Genomic DNA, 19,838 nt, shown 5'->3' on the forward strand with positions numbered 1-19,838 from the left:
AGCCAAGCGCGACGGCAACGCCCGCGCGAGCAAACCTGAGTGCAAGCCCCTGACCCTGCGGCCCGGTTCCTCCGATAATTGCTAATGTCATCGGAACATGTCCTCCTTCTTAGATCTTAGTAAATCCTGTGCCGAGCTCGCTTCCTGCGTCCAGTTCAGTCCGCGGAACAGCACAACAGGTGTCTGCCCGGCTTTGCTGATCACCAGGCCGGAAGCTGCGGCTAACTCATCTGCAAAGGCAGGTTCGGTCACGCTGAGCAAACGCCCATGTGCATCCGAGTTGCCTTGTTCTTTGATTGTTGCCGGAACACCGGCAAGGCCCACGGCCACGTTCACCTGACCAAGTCGCCAGGGCCGTCCAAATGTGTCCGTAATGGCAAAGCCGATCTCAGCATTAAAGCGTTTGGAAAGCGCCGCCTGCATCCGCGCTGCACTGGCATCCGGGTCTTCAGGCAGCAAAATGAGTGTCTCATCTGTGCCGCTGTTGGATTCATCCACCGCAGCATTGGCGGAAATGAAGCCCAGACGGTGCTCACAAATCATCGTTCCTTCATTCTGTGTAGGACGCTTGAAATAGCGAACCACGCGGGTGCTTTCCTGCAGGATCACCTCAACCTTGCGCGGGTCTTTGTTCAGCTCTTCTGCATAGGTCTGGGCGTCTTCAGAAGGCGTGACATCTGCCAGGCTCACAATGCGGCCTTCCGCTTTGGAGAAGATCTTATGCGCAGATGTCAGGACGTCTCCGTTTTGTAAAGAAAGCCCTGCCGCCTCAATGGCATCACCCAAAATAGCAGCGAGATCATCACCGGGATTGATCTCGGGAATGTTCGGGATCGCATGTAGGGAAAGTGTATGCATCAAACAGCTCTCCGGTCAGAACGTTTTGCAAGAAGCCGCGGCTGATGTGCGCTCAAATCTTCCATATAGTCGATATCTCTGGAAAAGGAGGAGGACGGGGCGATCACGCAGTTCAAACCACGCTCTGCCGCTTGGGCCTGATGCTTCAAAAAGGATGAACTGCCATAAGTGAACGAAATGGCATCCGACGGCGTTACAATCAGCACATTGGTGCCGTAGTCATGCGCCGGGCACAAAACCAGTGAATTCGGCGAACCAGCAAGCCCCAGAAGCCGCTCAAACTCACCAAAGTCAGGAGCTGCGATATCGGCAGGCAAAACGCAAAGTGTCTCGTAATCATGCGCTTTTGCCCAAAGGGCAGCGGTCGCCAGCGCAGAGTTTAATCCGTCTTCCTTCCCCTCCAGGATCAAGTGAAGGCGATGATCAGTCACGGTTTTTGCGACATCCGCTGAACTTGTGACCACTGCAATCTCAAAGGGCGTGCTGCTGCGTGCCTGGGCATCCTGCAGGAAGGCAACGGTCTGCGCAAACAAGTTCGCGGCCACGGTGGCCCGTCCTCTGGCATCAAGATCCGGCCCAAGACGCGATTTGGCTCTCGCAAAATCCTTTACCGGAACAACAACAAGCGTTTTGAAAGTGGTTTCCGTCATGCACTCAGCTCCTGAGCCTCGGAAGCTTTTTTGCTCCCAACACCAGAAACTGCGAGTAGCGCCGCTGCCAGACGAACTTTGTCATCGCGGGTCTTCATAAGGATCGTGTCCAAAGAGGTACGCAAACCAAGACCGTTGATGGCAGTCACATGCTGCTCATCTGCGTGGTCAATCACAAAGAAATCCAGAAAGTCCGCATAGATCTGGGCTACGCCGAAGGCTGATGCTTCATAACCAAGAGAAGACAGCATCCGGTCCGCAGGGCCTTTCACGACGCCGCCATTGATGATCGGCGAAACACCAATCTTCGGAGCCTTGGAGGCCTTCACCGCTTCCAGAATACCGGGAACTTTCAGGATTGGCAGAATGCTCACGAGAGGATTGCTCGGCGCAACCACAATCAAGTCTGCCTCAGTAAGTGCGTTCAAGGCCTCCTCTGTGGCATGCGCATCCTCGATATGATCGTAATGCAGCTCCCGAACCTCTGGTGCACAGCGCTCTTTGACGAAATATTCCTGAAAACTCAGCCAACCAGCCTCCGTCCTCACACGCGTTTGAACCGTGTCGTCCGTCGGCAGGATCATCTCACATTCAAGACCAAAACTCTTGGCGATATCACGTGCAATATGCGTCGGGCGATCCCCCTGGCGGCGTCGATGTGTGCGGTAGATGTGCAGGCCGAAATCTCGGTCTCCCAGTGACATCCATGTATCATCACCCAGTTTAGAGAGCGTGTCTAACGCGCGGTGGCCTTCATCCGCCACACCCCAACCTTGCTGCCGATCAATCACATCGGCAAGCGTGTAGGTGAGGGTATCGATGTCCGGCGAAACCCAAAGGCCGTGGAACGCTTCATCATCTGCAATATTGCCGATGATGGAAAGTTCTACATTCTCCAGATGATAGAGGCCTTCTGCCATTTTGGCGCCGCCGACCCCCCCGGCGATCAGCGTCACTTTGGTAGGTGCATTTTGCGTCATCCAGCACCTCCAGCTGCTTGTACAGGTGCACCATCAGCCTCAGTCAGGAAGTTCAATAATCCAGAGTTTGCGCGTGCAACCAGTGGCGCTTGTTGGTCCGGTAATCCATCCGCAAAGTCATTGATAACGCCATAAATGGTGTTGCGCTGAACAGGCATTCGGTCTGCCTCCTGAATGATCTGGCACATCTCATAGGCTGTGATCTCCTGCCCATGGGCCGCGCCAGCAGAACGGGAAATGCTCTCGTTCATCAAAGTGCCGCCCAGATCATTCACGCCGCATTGTAAAAGATCAGAGGCAAACTCAGCTCCAAGCTTGGTCCAGGAGACCTGAATATTGTCGATCCAGCCATGCAACATAATCCGCGAAACGGCATGCATCTTGCGTACTTCCAGATCAGTCGGGCCAGGCCGCACGTTCTTCGGATCTGCCGTGTAAAGTGGGCTCTCAGAATGCACGAAGCTCAAAGGTACCAGTTCGGTAAAGCCTCCGGTTTCTTTCTGAATATCGCGCAGCAAGGCGATGTGAGCTGCCCAGTGCTCCGGCCCGTCAATATGGCCGTACATGATCGTTGCGGTGGTGGGAATTCCAACCTCATGGGCCGCTTTGATGATTTCCACCCACTTCTCAGTGCTCAGCTTGTTGCGGGTCAGCTGTTGGCGAATATCCGTATCCAGAATTTCAGCCGCTGTGCCGGGTAGAGAACCCAGTCCGCAATCCTTCAGATCCTGCAAAAACTCCGTGTAAGATTGCTTGGTTTTGGCCGCGCCATACCAAACTTCAAATGGCGAGAATGCGTGAATGTGCATATCCGGCAACGCTTTTTTAATCGCCAGCACGAGCTCACGGTAATAAGTACCTTCCATTTTCGGGTGCAGTCCACCCTGAATGCAGACCTCAGTCGCTCCGCGGTCCCAAGCTTCCTGCGCCCGTGCCACAACTTGCTCAGGCACCAGCCATTCGGCGCCAGGGTCTTCGGTTCGCTTGGCAAATCCACAAAACTTGCAGCCCATGTAGCAGACATTGGTGAAGTTGATGTTCCGGTTAACTACAAAGCCCACCCGATCACCATTGCACCGCTGACGAAGCGTATCCGCCACATAGGCAATAGCTGGAAATTCTTCTGCTGAGGCACGGAACAGGCATTCGCCTTCAGCTTGAGAAACCTCATTACCAGCCAGCGCCTTGCTCAAAATATCACGAACGGGAGCGCTAACACTGCGAAACTCTGGCGTATCACCGGCGCGCTGCGGGAAATTGTGAAGGGTCATAGGGTGCCTCCTGACTGAAGCGAGGCAGAGGAACCCATCTGTTCCCAAAGCCCTTGTGATTTTGAAAGCACAGCAGGGTCAACAAACTCGGTTTTATCGCGCAGATAACTCGGATAAACGGTCAGGCGCTCTTCCAGCTTCTGCCCTGCCAGCTGAGTAGATTGTGCAAGCTCATCAATCACTGGCCAGCGGTGCTGTGGGTTGATGAAATCAATGGTAACCGGCGAAATGCCGCCCCAGTCGTTGATACCCGCACTCAGGTATTCCATATGTCGCTCACTCAGATTTGGCGGTGCCTGAAGACTGATTTTTGGTGAAAGGATCAACCGGGCCACGGCCAGCGTGCGCAGCATGTCATCCAGCGAAGGTTCCGGATGGTTTTCCATTCCGATCCCTGGCTTGCGCTGGAAATTCTGGATAATCACTTCCTGGATATGGCCGTGCCGAGCATGGCTTTCATTGATAGCCTCGAGTGCTTCAATGCGCTCTTCCCACGTCTCGCCAATGCCGATCAGCAGTCCGGTGGTAAACGGGATCTTCTTTTGTCCAGCACGTTCCAAAGTCCGCAGGCGCTGGACAGGAGCCTTATCCGGACAGCCGTAATGCGGTTGGCCTTCTTTCATCAATCGACGACTGGTTGTCTCCAGCATCATGCCCATAGAGGCGGCAAAGGGGCGAAGCTGATCAATCTCTTCATCGCTCAGCGTACCCGCATTCACGTGGGGCAGGAGAGTTGTTTCCCCCAGCACCATCTCACAGGCATCCGCCAGATAGCTTACCATGGAACTGTAGCCAAGCGTTGCCAGAGCCGCTTTCGCCTGCTCGTAGCGCAGTTCGGGCTTCTCACCCAGACTGAACAGCAGTTCCTTACATCCGGTCTCTTCACCCTGACGCGCCGTACGCATCACTTGCTCCGGTGTCATGATGTTGGCTTCGGGCGAGCTGGGGTGTTTGACAAATGTGCAATACGTACATGTATCCCTGCACATGTTTGTCAGTGGTGCAAAAACTTTACGGGAGTAGGTGACAGTGTTGCCCCAATACTGAAGCTTTACTGTAGCAGCCTGTTGCATCAGATCCCGAAGATCTGAGCCTTGCACTTCCCCCAGGTATCGCGCTTGGTCAGCAGTCAACATAATTTTTTACCTCTCGGTCAAAAAATATCGGCAACTACCAGTTAGTCAAGCAAGAATTATCTCTAAGGCAGAATATCTGTTTTGCAATGCAAATATAACCTGTCCTCCAAAATATAAATTTGGAGTGATGCAGAGCTTTTTGGGTAAGTTTGCAGTGCAGCATTAGAGGTCTCTAAGTTAGTTTTTTCTTGTTAAAGCTTATCTTGGCAGAATAGATAGTGAACTTTACTCGCATATTTATCCGCTGAGGCTTTGTCTGTTCTATTTGTTACACTTTTATAATTAGGTGCGAAAAATAAACTAAGTTGTGGAGCTTTCTTGTGTGAGATAGCGGTATGCTGAGAGAGAGGTCGGCTAATTTATCGGCTTACCCCTTGTAATGTTAGAGATATTTCTTACTAGTATCAGAAGCCTGAAACAAATTTTGAAGGTGGGTTGACAGATAATTGACTGTTTGGTCCAATTTACCCAAAGTTTTGGGAGGGGAATATCCAAGATTTAAGCTGAACTAAGCTATTGTATGAGGGGGCCACCTCTGCATACGATACCTACTCTGTTCCAAATGGGAAAAATAACCCTGCGGGAAATCTAGTAGATTGAATTTTTGACATATTTTGCCTGCAGCTTGTTTATGTGCGGTTGCAATCCGTCCGTCCTGTCAAAAAAAGAGATACAGCTTGAATCCTGCGAAAGTCCTCATCGGTTTTATCAGTTTTATACTCCTTCGGGAGACCAGATAACTATGGCGAGCCCGTTGTGATTACAAAGAATAAAGCGCGGGTGAGTTGAAAAAACGACGTTGTAAAAGCGTTATCGGAGAGACTTATGAGTAAACTTGGCTCAAATCATCGTATTAATGGTGACAGACTGTGGCGTAGCCTTATGGATATGGCCCAAATCGGACCCGGTGTTCGTGGCGGCAACAACAGGCAGACGCTCACAGACGAAGATGCCGAGGGCCGCAAGCTTTTCACCATCTGGTGTGAGGCTGAAGGCATGTCAATGCACATCGATACCATGGGCAATATGTTTGCCCGGCTGGAAGGGGAAGATCCGAGCCTTGATCCGATCATGATCGGCTCTCATTTGGATACGCAGCCAACTGGTGGCAAGTATGATGGTGTGCTTGGTGTACTTGCAGGTCTGGAAGTGATCCGCTCCATTCGTGAGCGTGGCATAAAAACCAAACGCCCAATTGAGGTGGTCAACTGGACCAACGAAGAGGGCGCCCGTTTCGCACCGGCTATGCTGGCCTCTGGTGTGTTTGCTGGTATGCACACGCAGGACTGGGCCTATGATCGCGAAGATGCAGAAGGCAAAAAGTTTGGCGATGAGCTGAAGCGCATCGGCTATGTGGGCGAGGAGCCAGTCGGCGCGCGCAAACTCCATGCCATGTTTGAACTCCACATTGAGCAGGGACCAATCCTCGAAATCGAGGAAAAAGACATCGGTGTTGTCACCCACGGTCAGGGGCTCTGGTGGCTGCAGGTCACCCTCACAGGAAAAGACAGCCACACCGGTTCAACCCCAATGCCAATGCGCAAAAATGCAGGTCTTGGCATGGCGCGCATCACAGAGTTGGTGCACCAGATTGCCATGGAGAACCAGCCAGAAGCCGTTGGCGCCATTGGACATTGCGACGTCTATCCAAACAGCCGCAATGTGATTCCGGGTAAAACCGTCTTCACCATTGATTTCCGCTCCCCGCATCAGGACGTTCTGGATGGCATGAAAGCCAAACTGGAAGCTGAAGCACCGAAAATCGCAGAAGAACTTGGTCTGGGCATCGAGATCGAAGCCGTCGGTCACTTTGATCCGGTCACCTTCGATGAAGGCTGCGTCTCTGCCGTGCGCAATGCAGCAGAGCGCCTGAGCTATTCTCACCGCAACATCATTTCCGGCGCAGGCCACGATGCTTGCTGGATAAACCGTGTAGCGCCAACAGCCATGATCATGTGCCCATGCGTGGATGGTTTGAGCCACAACGAAGACGAAGAGATTTCAAGAGAGTGGGCAACTGCAGGTGCTGACGTGCTGTTCCATGCAGTGCTTGAGTACGCGGAAATTGAGCAAGATACCACCGAGCCAGCCGAATAACCCAAAGATTTGAAAGAGTTGAGGACTGCAATATGTCTAAAGTTATCAAAGGCGGCACGATTGTAACTGCCGATAGAACCTACAAGTCTGATGTGCTGGTTGACGGTGGCAAGATCATCGAGATCGGTGAGAACCTCTCCGGTGATGAAACGTTGGATGCTACTGGTTGTTATGTTATGCCGGGCGGGATTGACCCGCACGTGCATCTGGAAATGCCGTTCATGGGAACGCATTCTGCAGACAACTTCGAGATTGGCACAAGGGCAGGCCTTGCTGGCGGCACAACCATGGTGGTGGACTTTTGTCTGCCATCTCCCGGCCAGTCCATGATGGAAGCGCTTGCCATCTGGCAGCAGAAGTCCGGCGCAGCATGCTCGGATTACTCCTACCACATGGCTGTCACGTGGTGGGGCGAGCAGGTCTTTAACGAAATGCAGGAGGTAGTTGATCGCGGCATCAACACCTTCAAACATTTCATGGCCTATAAAGGTGCGTTGATGGTGGATGATGACGAAATGTTCGCATCTTTCCAACGTTGTGCCGCGCTTGGTGCAATGCCGCTCGTCCATGCCGAGAACGGTGATGTAGTCGCCACCATGCAGCAAAAACTGCTGGCAGAAGGCAACAACGGTCCGGAAGCGCATTCTTATTCTCGCCCGCCGGAAGTGGAAGGTGAGGCAGCCAACCGTGCAATCATGATCGCGGATATGGCTTGTGTACCGCTCTACATCGTGCACACAAGCTGTGAGCAGGCCCATGAAGCCATCCGCCGCGCCCGTCAAAAAGGCATGCGTGTGTATGGGGAACCGCTCATCCAGCACCTGACACTGGATGACAGCGAGTATGCCAACCCGAATTGGGACCACGCCGCACAGCGCGTCATGTCGCCTCCGTTCCGCAACAAACAGCATCAGGATAGCCTTTGGGCAGGCTTGCAGTCCGGCTCATTGCAGGTGGTCGCAACTGACCACTGCGCCTTTACATTGGAGCAGAAACGCTTTGGTGTTGGCGACTTTACCAAGATCCCGAACGGTACAGGCGGTTTGGAAGACCGCATGCCAATGCTCTGGTCAACCGGTGTGCGCACAGGCCGCCTGACCATGAACGAGTTCGTAGCTGTCACTTCCACCAATATCGCCAAGATCCTGAATATGTATCCTAAAAAAGGTGCAATTCTTGAAGGAGCGGATGCCGACATTGTTGTCTGGGATCCTAACCGCTCAAAAACAATCACTGCTGCAAATCAGCAGTCCTGCGTCGAATACAACGTGTTTGAAGGCAGGGAAGTGGTCGGTCTGCCACGCTTCACACTCACCCGTGGCAAAGTCGCGATTGAGGAAAGTACGGTTAAAACCGAGCCAGGTCACGGTGAATTCGTTGGTCGCGAGCCAAATGCTCCGGTCGGCGCCGCTCTGTCCAAGTGGAAGGAAATCACAGCGCCTCGCAAAGTTGAGCGCCGGCCAGAATTGATGCCAGCAGGCGTATAAGTCTGCACACAGAGCAAAAGGTGCATCTCCGAAAAGAGGACACTGGCTTTCGGAACAAGAGGCGCCTGAAAACAACAATTTAGAGCATGTCGCAGAGCTAAAAAGCACTGCGATATGCCATCAGGTCCGCGTGGGGTACGCGGGCTGGTCATTAAACGCAGTAGTTTTTATAGAGGGGATCTGCTGCCTTTAATCTGAGGGGAATTACTCGATGTCGGACTCAACTCTAGGCTCAACCGGGAATGTCGTCCCGGACGAGTTTGGTATTATCCATCAGGAACTCGTCGGAATCGACGGTGATCTTTACAACGAAGATCAGCTGCCAACCGCTGCTGTAGCTCGTACATGGAACTGGGTTTCCATCTCCGCGCTCTGGGTCGGGATGGTGGTCTGTATCCCAACTTATCTGCTCGCGTCCTATCTGATTGGCGCAGGCATGAGCTGGGATCAGGCAGTCATGACGATCCTGCTCGCCAACGCGATCGTTCTTATTCCAATGGTTCTGATCGGCCATGCAGGCACCAAGTACGGCATTCCGTTCCCGGTTCTGCTGCGCTCGTCCTTCGGTCCAGCGGGTGCTAAATTTCCAGCTGTTGCGCGTGGTATCGTAGCATGTGGTTGGTTTGGTATTCAGACCTGGGTCGGCGGTTCTGCGATCTACGTGATCCTGAACACGCTCATGAGTGGAGCACTGGCAGGTGATCCGCTCCCAATTCTGGGTATCAATGCAGGCCAGTTTGCCTGTTTTATGGCGTTTTGGGCACTGCACCTGTACTTCATCAAAAACGGTACAGAATCCATCCGTTGGCTGGAAACCTATGCAGCACCATTCCTGCTTGCAATGGGTCTGGCTCTGCTGGCATGGGCTTATGTCAATGCAGGTGGGTTCGGCGCAATGCTTTCCACTCCAAGCCAGTTTGCTGAAGGTCAACCTAAAGAAGGCCAGTTCTGGTCCGTCTTCTGGCCAAGCCTCACAGGCATGGTCGGCTTCTGGGCAACCCTTGCACTGAACATTCCTGACTTTACGCGCTATGCAAAGAGCCAGAAAGACCAGTTCATGGGGCAGGCTGTTGGCCTTCCAATCCCAATGGCGCTGTTTGCGTTCATCGCTTCTGCGGTAACCTCCGCAACTGTGGTGATCTTCGGTGAGCCAATCTGGGATCCAATTGTCCTGGCTGAAAAAATGGGTGGCATGAGCATTATCATCGCCCTGTTCGCGCTCATCGTTGCAACGCTCACCACCAACCTGGCAGCAAATGTTGTGGCTCCGGCACACGGGTTCTCCAACCTGGCACCAAAATCCATCAACCTGCGCACCGGTGGCTACATCACAGCAGCTATCGGTTTGGTGATGTTCCCGTGGATCCTCGTGAACCACATCATCGGCTGGTTGATTGCATACTCAGCACTGCTGGGCCCAATCGCGGGAATTATGCTGGCGGACTACTACCTGCTGCGCAAAACCAAGCTCAACGTGGAAGATCTGTTCAAGCACAACGGCATCTATTCCGGCTCAAACGGCTGGAACTGGGCGGGCGTGCTCGCGCTGATCATCGGTATCCTGCCAAACCTTCCAGGCTTCCTGGCAGGCGTAGGTCTATCCGGTCCAGCCTCACCACTGTTCGCAACCATCTACACCTATGCATGGTTCGTTGGTCTGTTCGTGGCAGGTATCGCCTACCTAATTCTGGCGAAAATCCTGAACAAGTAACAGGCAGACACACACTAAATAACGAGAAGAAGGGGCGGCGTATCATGCGCCGCTTCTTCCTGTTTCAAAGGAAGAGAAAATGCCAAAAGCCTATTGGGTCGCTCACGTCACAGTCACAGATCCTGAGCCCTACAAGCTCTACGCAGACGGAGCTTCTGCCGCCTTCAAAAAGTACAATGCCAACGTTCTGGCCCGCGGCGGCAAGTTTGAGGATCTGGAAGGCACAAACCATCCCCGCAACGTGGTGATCGAGTTTGCCGACATGGAAACCGCGATGGCGTGCTACAACAGCGAAGAGTATCAGGCGGCCAAGAAACACCGAGAAAACGCTGGCATTGCCAACATCATCATCGTGGAAGGCGCCTAACGCGCATCTGCATCGGATGAAACGAAAAAAGCCGCAGCGATCAAACTGCGGCTCTTTTTATGTCTTCTGGTGAGAAACTTATTTCTCTCGCAATTCCCGGCGCAAGATCTTACCCACGGTAGACTTTGGAAGCTCTTCCAGAAACTCCACGTATTTCGGCACCTTATAAGCCGCCATCGCGTTATGGCAGTAATCCTGCACAGCTTCTGGCGTAACGTCCTCGTTGTTGCGCACAACAAACGCTTTCACTGCCTCGCCAGTCCGCTCGTCAGAGGTACCTGCAACAGCAACCTCAACCACACCCTTGATCTCAGCAATCACAGCCTCGACCTCTGCGGGGTAAACGTTGAAGCCGGACACAAGCACCATGTCTTTCTTGCGGTCTACAATCTTGAAGTTGTTGCGCTTGTCCATGATCGCAATGTCACCAGTGCGGAAGAACCCGTCCGGCGTCATCACTGCAGCAGTTGCCTCCGGTTTGCGCCAGTACCCCTGCATAATCTGCGGTCCACGTGCACACAGCTCTCCGGGTTGGCCAAGAGGAACCTCATTGTCCTCTGCATCCAGCAGTTTAATCTCCGTCATTGGCATGGATTGTCCAACGGTTTCAGTAAATTCCTTACTGTCAAACGGGTTCACAGAAAGGATTGGTGAGGTCTCACTCAGGCCATAGCCTTCAATAATGTGGTGGCCGGTCACCTGTTTCCACTTATCCGAAATCGCACGCTGAATAGCTGAGCCGCCACCCATGGCAAATTTGTAGTTGCTGAAGTCCAGCTCATCAAAACCCGGTGTATGCAGCAGGCCGTTAAACAGCGTGTTGACCCCGGTAATCACGCTGAACTTCCACTTCTTCAGCTCTTCCACAAATCCCGGCATATCGCGTGGATTCGTGATCAGCACGTTTCTGGAACCCAGCCAATAAAATGACACACAGTTCACCATCAACGCAAAGATGTGATAGAGCGGCAGAGCCGTGATGACGATTTCCTGCCCAGCACGCATGAACCCGTCGGTAGCTGCATCAAACTGAGCGATATTGGCAACCAGATTGCCATGGCTCAGCGATGCGCCTTTGGAGAGGCCCGTGGTGCCGCCTGTATATTGCAGGTAAATCAAATCGCTCGGGTTGATCTGCGGCGGCGTGAACTCCAGCTGCTCCCCTTTTGCAAGCACGTCATTGACCGTCAAACAATCCGCAAACATCTCGTGTGCAGGCGGTGAGGGCATGTTGACGCCAGATGCATCGCCCACATTAGCAATCACTACGTTTTTCACCGGCGTATCAGCAACCACCTCTGCCAAGGTAGGGCTAGAGCCTGAGAAAACGAAGATTGTTTCGGTGTCTGCATCATTCAGCTGATGCTTCAGCTCACGCGGAGTGTACAGAGGATTGACATTCACTTGAACCAGTCCGGCCCGCAAGATGCCAAACATGATGACTGGGAACGCCAGAATATTTGGCAGCATAATGGCGACGCGGTCGCCTTTCTTCAGGCCCAGCTCATTCTGCAAATAGGCAGCAACTGCGCGAGACTTTTCATCAACATCTTTAAATGTAAGTGACTGGCCAAAATTGGTGAAAGCGACGTTATCTGCAAACCGGCCATTGGCCTCGTCAAAGATCTCGATTACAGACCTGTAACCGTTCACGTCAATTGGCTTGGTAAATACAGTAGGTGTCCACGCTGGAGCACTAAGTGTATCAGTCATAATTCCTCCCAAAATTAAAACTTATACGCGTATATTAGAGTATTCTTTCAGCTTACGCTTTAGGAATATCGTTCATCATTCAATATCTTATGGATTTTTCCCTTTTCCTCTTCAAAATCCTTAGGGGGAGCAAGGCCAAGTGAGCCCATAGCTGCCATGAAAAGCATATCAACCATCGCCTGCGACCCAAAACGGGCAGGGCCGGCATTGCGAATAGCTTGATTGGCAGTGAACCCGGTAATCAGCTGAACCGTCTGACGCACCTGCATCTCCCAGTCCTCAAACGGAATCTGGTCCTTATAAGGGGTGCTCAGTTCAAGAATACGCTCTGCTGTCATCACAGTTAGCTGCTGGAAGCGCTTCCAGGTCTCAGGCTCTTTCGCTGAGATCTCATGAGCGGCGCGATACAGGCCAACATTCTCCTGCAACAGCTTGTGGTTCAGAGCTGTCACAAAATAGATGGTGCTCTCAAGCGAGCCGAGGGGATCCTGCAGATCCTGAATAAGGCGTTGAGCATGCTCCTCGTAAATCTCAAAAAGGCGCTCGAACAACATTTCCTTGTTCTTGAAGCGAAAGTAGAAATTACCCGTAGACGAACCCGCAAGTTGAACTATGTCTGAAACCCGCGCCCGCGCCACACCCTCTTTGGCAAAAATCGTTTTTGCAGCTTGCAGGAAATTCTGCTCCGCCTCATAGCCTCGTTTTTGTTTTGGCTTATAAGATTTCATTTTACACTCAAACTAGACGATAAGTTCTGTTTTTGATAATGATAATTGTGTTGCCAAACTATAACATCTCTTGGCTTGGGGCCACTGATAATAGCAGAATGCATGTGTGATTTGGGAACATATTGGGGGGGCTATGGAATTACGCGAATTATTGCTTGGGGCGGCACTATCTTTCACATTATCTATGAGTGGTGCACAGGCTGCCAGAGAGCTGAAACTTGCAACCAGTGCGCCTTTGGGTACCCCATGGGTAAACCATGTAGAAGCCATTGCGCATAAGATTTCTCTCAATTCCAATGGAGCAATAAGCGCGAAATTATTTCATGCAGGCCAACTCGGTACAGAACCGGTGATGGTGCAGAAAACCATTCGCGGACGCATTGATATTCTTGGCAGTTCCATGACTGCGTTCTCCACTGTCGTGCCGGAAATGGCACTGATGGGAGTGCCTTTTTTATGGGACAGTTACGCGCAAATTGATTGCGCAATGGACAAACATCTCACACCTGTTTTTGAACCTCTTTTTGAGAAAAAGGGCTTCAAGTTCCTGCAGTGGAACGAGCTGGGCTGGATCCATACCTTCGGCAAAAAACCATTTCTTGCGCCAGGTGATGTGAAGGGCGTGAAAGTGCGCGCAGCACCTGCAAAATACTCAGTCAACTTCTGGCAGGGGATGGGTGCAAACGGTGTTGTTCTGCCCCTTGCTGAGACACCGTCAGCACTGCAAACCGGAATGGTTGAGGGTGGAACACTGCCAGCCATGACCTATGTGGCCATGGGCATGGGCAAACTCGCACCTCACCTCACGCTCTCCGCGCATCTTCACCAGTCTGGAGCATTGGTCATGAGCATGCGCACATGGAAGAAGCTGAGTAAAAACGAACAGGACAGCATCACCAATGCTCTGGTGTCTGTCCAGGGCCTGCGAGATGAAGTGCGCTCCATGGCTAAAGACATGCTTGCCGGCTTTCAGGAAAAGGGCGGGCACGTCCATAAGCTTTCAGCGGAGCAACGCGAAGAATGGAAAACAGCTGTCCTGCCATTGCGTGAGCAGTTGGTGAGCTCAATCGGCGGGCAGGCGCAAGAAGTCTGGCCTAAGATTCTAGAGGCAAAGAAAGCCTGTATGCTTTGATTCCATGACACGTGAAAGGAAGAGCCCACCGTATTTTGAGGACTCTTTTCAATTTGCATGAAGCGATTTTTCCAGCTGCTGTACCGATTTGAAGCGACATTTGCTGCTCTGGCCTACATCATCGTGGTGTTGGCCATGTTGGCAGATGTCGTTGCGCGAGAGTTTTTCGATCTCTCCTTGATGCACAGCAGCAAAATTACTCTGTTTGCCGCCATTTTTGCTGGCATGCTCGGCCTTGGCCTTGCAACATCCTCCGGCACCCACATCCGCCCCAAGGTCACAGACCATTTGTTGCCAGAAGCCTGGAAAAACCTTCTGCTGCGACTGGGAGATGGCCTGAGCGGCGCATTTTTCCTGCTCGCGGCCTATGTCTCGTTTGAGTTGGTACGCTCGTCCTACGAGATCGGATTCCTCGTGCCCGTGGTGGACTGGCCGCTCTGGTGGTTTCAGACCATCATGCCCTACGCCTTCTGCTCCAACGCCCTCAGATATTTCGGCTTCATGCTGTTGCCCTCGTTGAGGCCAGAGGAGGCAGACGCGGAATGACCTATGCGCTCCTTCTCATACTCGCCGTTTTGGTGATGCTGATATTGCGGCAGAACCTCATCGTGATCCTGATGGTGCTTGGTGGGGCGGTCCAGCTGCTTTATAGCGATGGCGAACTGATATTCATGGCTGAGGATTTCTGGGCCGCGTTGGATCGTGAAGCACTCCTGTCCATTCCCGTCTTTTTGCTGTGTGGCTCCATCATGAGCCGCGGTGCGATTGCTGAGCGTCTCGTTGCTGTCCTCAAAGCATTGACCGGGTCTTTGTCAGGTGGTCTCGGCGTAGCAACAATCCTCTCTTGCGCCTTCTTTGCTGCAATTTCGGGCTCCTCCATGGTTACGCTGCTCGCGGTTGGATCTGTGCTGTACCCGGCACTGCGAGAGCAGGGATATTCCACCAGTTATTCTCTGGGAGCGTTATCGAGTGCAGGAACGCTCGGTGTTGTCATCCCGCCCAGCATTCCGATGATCATCTACGGTCTGGTCACCGAAACCTCTATCACCGATATGTTTCTGGCAGGCGTCATTCCGGGCCTTTTGTTGACCATCGCTTTGGCGATCTATTCTGCATGGGCCAATAAAACGATGCCGCGCACAGGTTTTGACGTCGGTGCCGTTGGCGGCGCAATCGCCAATGGCATCTGGTCCTTGCTCATGCCGGTCATTCTGCTAGGTGGTATCTATTCCGGGTACTTTACTGCAACGGAGAGTGCGGCCATCGCCTTGGCGTATGCGCTTGTTGTTGAGCTGTTCATCTATAAAGAGCTCACACTGGCCCAGCTCTGGGAGGCTGTCATTCACACAACCCAGATGCTTGGCGGCTTGCTCCCAATTCTTGCGATCGCCGCGACCTTGAACATGGTGCTGACCACAGAACAAGTTCCAAGCCAGCTGGCTGAATGGTTATCCTCCCACGTGGAAGAAAAATGGATGTTCCTGATCGGCCTCAACATCCTTCTGCTGATGGTTGGGTTCTTTATGGAGATCATCTCTGCACTGCTGATTATGGCACCCATTCTGCTTCCCGTCGCAACAATCTACGGCATCAATCCAGTGCATCTTGGTGTGATCATGATCATCAATCTGGAGATTGGCCTGCTGACACCACCTGTCGGCATCAATCTCGTGGTTGCTTCTCAGGCGTTCAGGGAAAGCTTCTGGACTGTCACAAGGTCAGTCATTCCATTTGTCCTGATCATGCTCTGCGTGCTGCTGCTCGTCACCTTCCTGCCTGATCTCTCACTCTTTCTTGTAAGCTGAGGAACCCGTAAATGATTGAAAACATCTTCAAAATGACGGCAATCGAAGTTTCTCAAGCAATCCGTGACAAGCGGATCACATGCAGTGAGGTGATAGAGCAGCATCTGGCACGCATTGATGAAACCGCGCATCTGAATGCCATCACCACACGCTTTGATGATCAGGCCCGTCAGGCAGCAGACCAGGCAGACCAGGCGGTGCAGCGCGGTGAGCCGTTAGGTCCACTCCACGGCATCCCCATCACCATCAAAGAAAACATCGATCAGGTCGGCGCATCCACAAACAACGGTGTGAAAGCATTTGCTGGCTTGATTGCTAAGCAGGATGCTCCCCTTGTCCAGAGATTGAAACGGGCAGGGGCCATTCCGATTGGGCGCACAAACACTCCGGAAATGTCATGGCGCTTTCATACGGACAACACCTTGTTCGGCCAGACCCTCAACCCGTGGAATGCGTCCCGAACACCGGGCGGTTCAAGCGGCGGAGCAGGGAGCTCACTGGCAGCTGGAGTCGGATACATCGCCCATGGGTCCGACCTCAGTGGTTCCATACGCCTGCCAGCCTTTTGCTGCGGTGTGCTCGGCTTGCGCCCCTCTCATGGGCGCATACCGTTTTATAATGCCACCGGAGCTGCAGAACGCTCAATCACCATCCAGCTGTCCTCAGCACAAGGACCACTCGCACGCTCGCTTAATGAGCTCAAACTCGCTTACGATGTGATGAAAGGCTATTCCGATCTGGATACATGGTCACTACCAGATATGAATGAGGATAAGATCTTCCCAAACAGGGTCGCACTCATCACACCACCGGATGCTGACCCGAAAATCAATGAAGCTCTGAGGCAAGCAGGCGAGGTGCTGGCGCAGCAGGGATACATGGTGGATAACACCAGCATTGATTTTATCGAAGAAGTCTATACACGCTACACATCTCTCCTCATCACCGAAGTCGCACTCCAGAAGGAGAGCGTAATCGAGCGTTTTGGATCTGAGCAACTGCAGACTATTTTTGAGTACTACACGAAGTTGGTACCGCCGATGGATTACCATGGCTACGCGCAGGCTTTGGCTTCCAGATCGCACTATCATCGCCTGATTGACCAATTTCAACGCAAATATCCCGTGATCCTTTCACCAGTTTGTACAAAAAACGCATTCGCGGCAGGCGCAGATATCAAATCGGTGGAGTGCCTTAAAGAGATAGCAAAAACAAACACCTATCTCGGTGCTATAAACTTTCTTGACCTCCCGGCTATGAGCATTCCCATTATTGATACTCACGACGGTATTCCTGTTGGCATCCAGTTCATCGGCCCGCGTTATGGTGAAGAGCACCTCTTCAGAACGGCTAAAGTGCTGGAGGACAACGGATTTATCTCTTCCCAGCTCGCTCCGGCACCAAACGCTATGATGTAGTCGTTGCCTGTGATCTGGAGGCCAATGATGCAAATCAGGGCCTGAATTGCCGTGGTTTCCGGAAATTTAGAATAGAAAACGGGAAGAAAATTGAGGCGCTGATCCATAGTTTTTCATCAAAGGATAGCTCAGAGACGCCCGTCTCAAGGCTTTCCGGTTATCCCCTCAAGAACTATGCAATCTGAAGCGCTGGCGAGCTCTTCAGAAAATGGGAGAAAAGCATGGCCCGAAACCCCAAAATCACCTTCATTGGCGCCGGTTCCACCACGTTCATGAAGAACATCATCGGCGATATTCTGCAGCGTCCAGCACTCTCCGGCGCCCATGTCGCTCTGATGGATATCAACGAAGAACGTCTTGGTGAATCTGAGATTGTGGCGCGTAAACTGATTTCGACGCTGGGAGTGAGCGCAACGGTTTCAACGCACACCAATCAGATGGAAGCGCTTGATACCACTGACTTTGTAGTTGTCGCGTTCCAGATCGGCGGCTTTGAGCCTTGCACCGTCACCGACTTCGAAATTCCGAAGAAATATGGCCTCCGCCAGACCATCGCCGACACTCTCGGTATCGGCGGCATCATGCGCGGTCTGCGCACTGTTCCACACCTCTGGAGCATCTGCGAAGATATACTCAAAGTATGCCCGGATGCGGTCATGCTTCAGTACGTGAACCCAATGGCGATCAATACTTGGGCCATTGCGCAAAAGTATCCACAAATCAAACAGGTAGGCCTCTGCCATTCTGTTCAGGGCACTGTCAAAGAGCTCGCTCACGACCTTGATATCGATCCTGCAAATATTCGCTTTAAATGTGCGGGCATCAATCACATAGCATTCTACCAGTACCTGGAAGAGGTCAAGGAAGACGGCACATTCGAAGATCTCTATCCAAGACTGATAGAAGGCTACCGCGAAGGCCGCTATCCAAAGCCGTCCACATGGAACCCTCGCTGTCAAAACGTGGTGCGCTACGAGATGTTGACTCGTCTCGGCCATTTTGTAACTGAGAGCTCAGAGCATTTTGCTGAGTATGTTCCGTGGTTTATCAAACGTGATCGCCCGGACTTGTTGGAAAGGTTCTCCATTCCGCTTGATGAGTATCCAGTGCGCTGCGTGGAGCAGATTGAACGCTGGAAGTCTCAGGTGGAAGACTACAAAAATGCAGAGAGCATCGAAGTGGAGCGCAGCCAGGAATATGCGTCCACCATCATGAACTCTGTCTGGACAGGTGAGCCTGCTGTTATTTATGGCAACGTTCAAAACAAAGGCTACATCACCTCACTGCCAAGTGATTGTGCAGTTGAAGTGCCTTGTCTGGTTGATCGCAACGGCATCCAACCAACGCACATCGGTAAACTGCCAGCGCAATTGGCGGCACTTATGCGCACAAACATCGGTCCTCAGGAACTGACTGTTGAAGCGCTTATGACCGAAAACCGTGAGCATATCTACCACGCTGCAATGCTTGATCCTCACACTGCAGCAGAGCTGGATCTGGAGCAAATCTGGGCCATGGTAGATGAGCTTTTGGAAGCGCATAAAGACTGGTTGCCAGCCTGGACGCAGAAGCAAGTGCTTGAAACTGCGTAACAAGAGCGCTGCCAATTAGAAAAATGCGATGACATAAGCGGTTGCCTGAAACGAGGCTGCCGCTTATGTATGTTCTGATATATCAAAGATGGGTGCTAAGCACTCCTTGGGGGAATAAATGTCTGGGAACGTCACCTTTCATGATTTGAAAGACGCAAGTGTGTTCATCACTGGCGGCGGGGCAGGGATCGGCGCAAGTCTCACTGATGGCTTTATGCAACAAGGTGCTAAAGTCGCTTTTGTGCAGCGCTCTGATGCTTCGGAATTTGCTGAGCAGATGAAGAAAAAGCATGGTGTAGCACCTCTGTTCATCAAATGCGATGTCACCGATGTTGAAGCTTTGCAAGGCGCAATCAAACAAGCTGAAAAGGTGCACGGACCTGTCACAGTTCTGGTAAACAACGCAGCCAATGATACCCGTCACACCCTTGAGGAGTTCACGGTAGATCAATGGGATGCGTCCATGGACGTTAACTTGCGCCCGCATTTCTTCACCGCGCAGGCCGCCGCAGCAGGCATGAAAGCAGCTGGCGGAGGATCTATCATCAACTTCTCCTCCATTTCCTACATGATGGGCAATGCAGGCTATCCGGCTTATGAAACGTCCAAAGCAGCCATCACTGGCTTAACCAGAGCACTGGCACGTGAGCTGGGACCAGACAACATTCGCGTCAACGCCCTGATGCCGGGTTGGGTCCTCACTCAGCGCCAGAAAGACCTCTGGGCAACACCGGAAGACCTAAAGGCTCACTTAGGGCGTCAGTGCCTGAAAGAGCATCTGGATCCAGACGATATCATTGATGCAACATTGTTTTTGGCATCCAAAGCCAGCCGTATGATGACAAGTCAGGCGCTCGTTATTGATGGCGGCGTAGTCGTAACAGGCTAAAGCT

General features: G+C 52.3%; 17 protein-coding genes. 10 read left to right on the top strand and 7 right to left on the bottom strand.

Translation table 11 applies throughout. The annotated features are described in order from the left end of the window. Nucleotides 1-87: 87 nt before the first annotated feature. Genes cofE through cofG form a run of 5 tightly spaced genes read right to left on the bottom strand, consistent with a single transcriptional unit; the run spans nucleotide 88 to nucleotide 4,895 of the window. Nucleotides 88-858 carry a coenzyme F420-0:L-glutamate ligase gene (gene cofE, locus PsAD26_RS13920; RefSeq protein ID WP_063310920.1) on the bottom strand — a complete coding sequence of 257 codons (771 nt, stop codon included), beginning with the start codon at nucleotides 856-858 and terminating at the stop codon, nucleotides 88-90. Further along, a complete protein-coding gene (gene cofC / locus PsAD26_RS13925) occupies nucleotides 858-1,508 on the bottom strand; it encodes a 2-phospho-L-lactate guanylyltransferase (protein WP_063310921.1) in 651 nt (216 codons plus the stop codon). The genes cofE and cofC overlap by 1 nt, the downstream gene beginning before the upstream one ends. Then, entirely contained in the window at nucleotides 1,505-2,488 is a 984-nt protein-coding gene (gene cofD / locus PsAD26_RS13930; protein WP_063310922.1) for a 2-phospho-L-lactate transferase, read from the bottom strand. The genes cofC and cofD overlap by 4 nt, the downstream gene beginning before the upstream one ends. Beyond that, nucleotides 2,485-3,759 (bottom strand): 5-amino-6-(D-ribitylamino)uracil--L-tyrosine 4-hydroxyphenyl transferase CofH, encoded by a 1,275-nt coding sequence (cofH, locus tag PsAD26_RS13935; RefSeq protein ID WP_063310923.1) that lies wholly within the window; start codon nucleotides 3,757-3,759, stop codon nucleotides 2,485-2,487. Before cofH ends, cofD begins: the two co-directional genes overlap by 4 nt. Continuing rightward, on the bottom strand, nucleotides 3,756-4,895 hold the full coding sequence (gene cofG, locus PsAD26_RS13940; RefSeq protein ID WP_193758292.1) for a 7,8-didemethyl-8-hydroxy-5-deazariboflavin synthase CofG: 1,140 nt from the start codon (nucleotides 4,893-4,895) through the stop codon (nucleotides 3,756-3,758). Before cofG ends, cofH begins: the two co-directional genes overlap by 4 nt. Nucleotides 4,896-5,720: 825 nt before the next feature. On the opposite strand from cofG, the gene PsAD26_RS13945 reads away from it, so the two are divergent. The 4 genes from PsAD26_RS13945 to PsAD26_RS13960 all read left to right on the top strand — a co-directional run bounded on the left by PsAD26_RS13945 (nucleotide 5,721) and on the right by PsAD26_RS13960 (nucleotide 10,557). Beyond that, nucleotides 5,721-6,992 (top strand): Zn-dependent hydrolase, encoded by a 1,272-nt coding sequence (locus PsAD26_RS13945; protein ID WP_063299583.1) that lies wholly within the window; start codon nucleotides 5,721-5,723, stop codon nucleotides 6,990-6,992. 32 nt (nucleotides 6,993-7,024) lie between these two features. Then, a complete protein-coding gene (gene hydA, locus PsAD26_RS13950) occupies nucleotides 7,025-8,479 on the top strand; it encodes a dihydropyrimidinase (RefSeq protein ID WP_063310924.1) in 1,455 nt (484 codons plus the stop codon). 211 nt (nucleotides 8,480-8,690) lie between these two features. Continuing rightward, on the top strand, nucleotides 8,691-10,190 hold the full coding sequence (locus PsAD26_RS13955) for an NCS1 family nucleobase:cation symporter-1 (protein WP_063288494.1): 1,500 nt from the start codon (nucleotides 8,691-8,693) through the stop codon (nucleotides 10,188-10,190). Nucleotides 10,191-10,269: 79 nt separating this feature from the next. Beyond that, the gene (locus tag PsAD26_RS13960) at nucleotides 10,270-10,557 is read left to right on the top strand and encodes a DUF1330 domain-containing protein (RefSeq protein ID WP_008546710.1); all 288 of its coding nucleotides are present in this window, start codon (nucleotides 10,270-10,272) and stop codon (nucleotides 10,555-10,557) included. A gap of 78 nt (nucleotides 10,558-10,635) precedes the next feature. On the opposite strand, the gene PsAD26_RS13965 is transcribed toward PsAD26_RS13960, so the two are convergent. Both PsAD26_RS13965 and PsAD26_RS13970 read right to left on the bottom strand, forming a co-directional pair. Further along, complete coding sequence (locus PsAD26_RS13965; protein WP_063310925.1) at nucleotides 10,636-12,270, bottom strand: AMP-binding protein; 1,635 nt, start codon at nucleotides 12,268-12,270, stop codon at nucleotides 10,636-10,638. Between the two features lie 59 nt (nucleotides 12,271-12,329). Continuing rightward, nucleotides 12,330-12,998 carry a TetR/AcrR family transcriptional regulator gene (locus tag PsAD26_RS13970; RefSeq protein WP_063310926.1) on the bottom strand — a complete coding sequence of 223 codons (669 nt, stop codon included), beginning with the start codon at nucleotides 12,996-12,998 and terminating at the stop codon, nucleotides 12,330-12,332. Between the two features lie 133 nt (nucleotides 12,999-13,131). Here PsAD26_RS13970 and dctP point away from each other — a divergent pair, with 133 nt between their 5' ends. The 6 genes from dctP (at nucleotide 13,132) to PsAD26_RS14000 (ending at nucleotide 19,834) form a co-directional block, all read left to right on the top strand. Further along, the gene (gene dctP, locus PsAD26_RS13975) at nucleotides 13,132-14,130 is read left to right on the top strand and encodes a TRAP transporter substrate-binding protein DctP (RefSeq protein ID WP_063310927.1); all 999 of its coding nucleotides are present in this window, start codon (nucleotides 13,132-13,134) and stop codon (nucleotides 14,128-14,130) included. Nucleotides 14,131-14,187: 57 nt separating this feature from the next. After that, a complete protein-coding gene (locus tag PsAD26_RS13980; protein ID WP_063310928.1) occupies nucleotides 14,188-14,676 on the top strand; it encodes a TRAP transporter small permease subunit in 489 nt (162 codons plus the stop codon). Continuing rightward, on the top strand, nucleotides 14,673-15,935 hold the full coding sequence (locus tag PsAD26_RS13985) for a TRAP transporter large permease (RefSeq protein ID WP_063310929.1): 1,263 nt from the start codon (nucleotides 14,673-14,675) through the stop codon (nucleotides 15,933-15,935). Before PsAD26_RS13980 ends, PsAD26_RS13985 begins: the two co-directional genes overlap by 4 nt. Nucleotides 15,936-15,946: 11 nt before the next feature. After that, nucleotides 15,947-17,353, top strand: coding sequence for an amidase (locus PsAD26_RS13990; RefSeq protein WP_063310930.1), 1,407 nt, complete (start codon nucleotides 15,947-15,949; stop codon nucleotides 17,351-17,353). A 221-nt stretch (nucleotides 17,354-17,574) separates the two neighbouring features. Continuing rightward, nucleotides 17,575-18,945, top strand: a complete 1,371-nt coding sequence (locus PsAD26_RS13995) for an alpha-glucosidase/alpha-galactosidase (RefSeq protein WP_063310931.1) — start codon at nucleotides 17,575-17,577, stop codon at nucleotides 18,943-18,945. A gap of 118 nt (nucleotides 18,946-19,063) precedes the next feature. Then, on the top strand, nucleotides 19,064-19,834 hold the full coding sequence (locus tag PsAD26_RS14000) for an SDR family oxidoreductase (protein ID WP_063310932.1): 771 nt from the start codon (nucleotides 19,064-19,066) through the stop codon (nucleotides 19,832-19,834). Nucleotides 19,835-19,838 lie beyond the last annotated feature (4 nt).

The sequence above is a fragment of the Pseudovibrio sp. Ad26 genome, from assembly GCF_001623285.1.
Classification (GTDB): Bacteria; Pseudomonadota; Alphaproteobacteria; order Rhizobiales; family Stappiaceae; genus Pseudovibrio; species Pseudovibrio ascidiaceicola.

What these genes read in the sequence shown, in the direction of transcription:
- cofE (WP_063310920.1), bottom strand. Translation starts at nt 858, where the DNA reads ATGCATACACTTTCCCTACATGCGATCCCGAACATTCCCGAGATCAAT.
- cofC (WP_063310921.1), bottom strand. Translation starts at nt 1,508, where the DNA reads ATGACGGAAACCACTTTCAAAACGCTTGTTGTTGTTCCGGTAAAGGAT.
- cofD (WP_063310922.1), bottom strand. Translation starts at nt 2,488, where the DNA reads ATGACGCAAAATGCACCTACCAAAGTGACGCTGATCGCCGGGGGGGTC.
- cofH (WP_063310923.1), bottom strand. Translation starts at nt 3,759, where the DNA reads ATGACCCTTCACAATTTCCCGCAGCGCGCCGGTGATACGCCAGAGTTT.
- cofG (WP_193758292.1), bottom strand. Translation starts at nt 4,895, where the DNA reads ATGTTGACTGCTGACCAAGCGCGATACCTGGGGGAAGTGCAAGGCTCA.
- PsAD26_RS13945 (WP_063299583.1), top strand. Translation starts at nt 5,721, where the DNA reads ATGAGTAAACTTGGCTCAAATCATCGTATTAATGGTGACAGACTGTGG.
- hydA (WP_063310924.1), top strand. Translation starts at nt 7,025, where the DNA reads ATGTCTAAAGTTATCAAAGGCGGCACGATTGTAACTGCCGATAGAACC.
- PsAD26_RS13955 (WP_063288494.1), top strand. Translation starts at nt 8,691, where the DNA reads ATGTCGGACTCAACTCTAGGCTCAACCGGGAATGTCGTCCCGGACGAG.
- PsAD26_RS13960 (WP_008546710.1), top strand. Translation starts at nt 10,270, where the DNA reads ATGCCAAAAGCCTATTGGGTCGCTCACGTCACAGTCACAGATCCTGAG.
- PsAD26_RS13965 (WP_063310925.1), bottom strand. Translation starts at nt 12,270, where the DNA reads ATGACTGATACACTTAGTGCTCCAGCGTGGACACCTACTGTATTTACC.
- PsAD26_RS13970 (WP_063310926.1), bottom strand. Translation starts at nt 12,998, where the DNA reads ATGAAATCTTATAAGCCAAAACAAAAACGAGGCTATGAGGCGGAGCAG.
- dctP (WP_063310927.1), top strand. Translation starts at nt 13,132, where the DNA reads ATGGAATTACGCGAATTATTGCTTGGGGCGGCACTATCTTTCACATTA.
- PsAD26_RS13980 (WP_063310928.1), top strand. Translation starts at nt 14,188, where the DNA reads ATGAAGCGATTTTTCCAGCTGCTGTACCGATTTGAAGCGACATTTGCT.
- PsAD26_RS13985 (WP_063310929.1), top strand. Translation starts at nt 14,673, where the DNA reads ATGACCTATGCGCTCCTTCTCATACTCGCCGTTTTGGTGATGCTGATA.
- PsAD26_RS13990 (WP_063310930.1), top strand. Translation starts at nt 15,947, where the DNA reads ATGATTGAAAACATCTTCAAAATGACGGCAATCGAAGTTTCTCAAGCA.
- PsAD26_RS13995 (WP_063310931.1), top strand. Translation starts at nt 17,575, where the DNA reads ATGGCCCGAAACCCCAAAATCACCTTCATTGGCGCCGGTTCCACCACG.
- PsAD26_RS14000 (WP_063310932.1), top strand. Translation starts at nt 19,064, where the DNA reads ATGTCTGGGAACGTCACCTTTCATGATTTGAAAGACGCAAGTGTGTTC.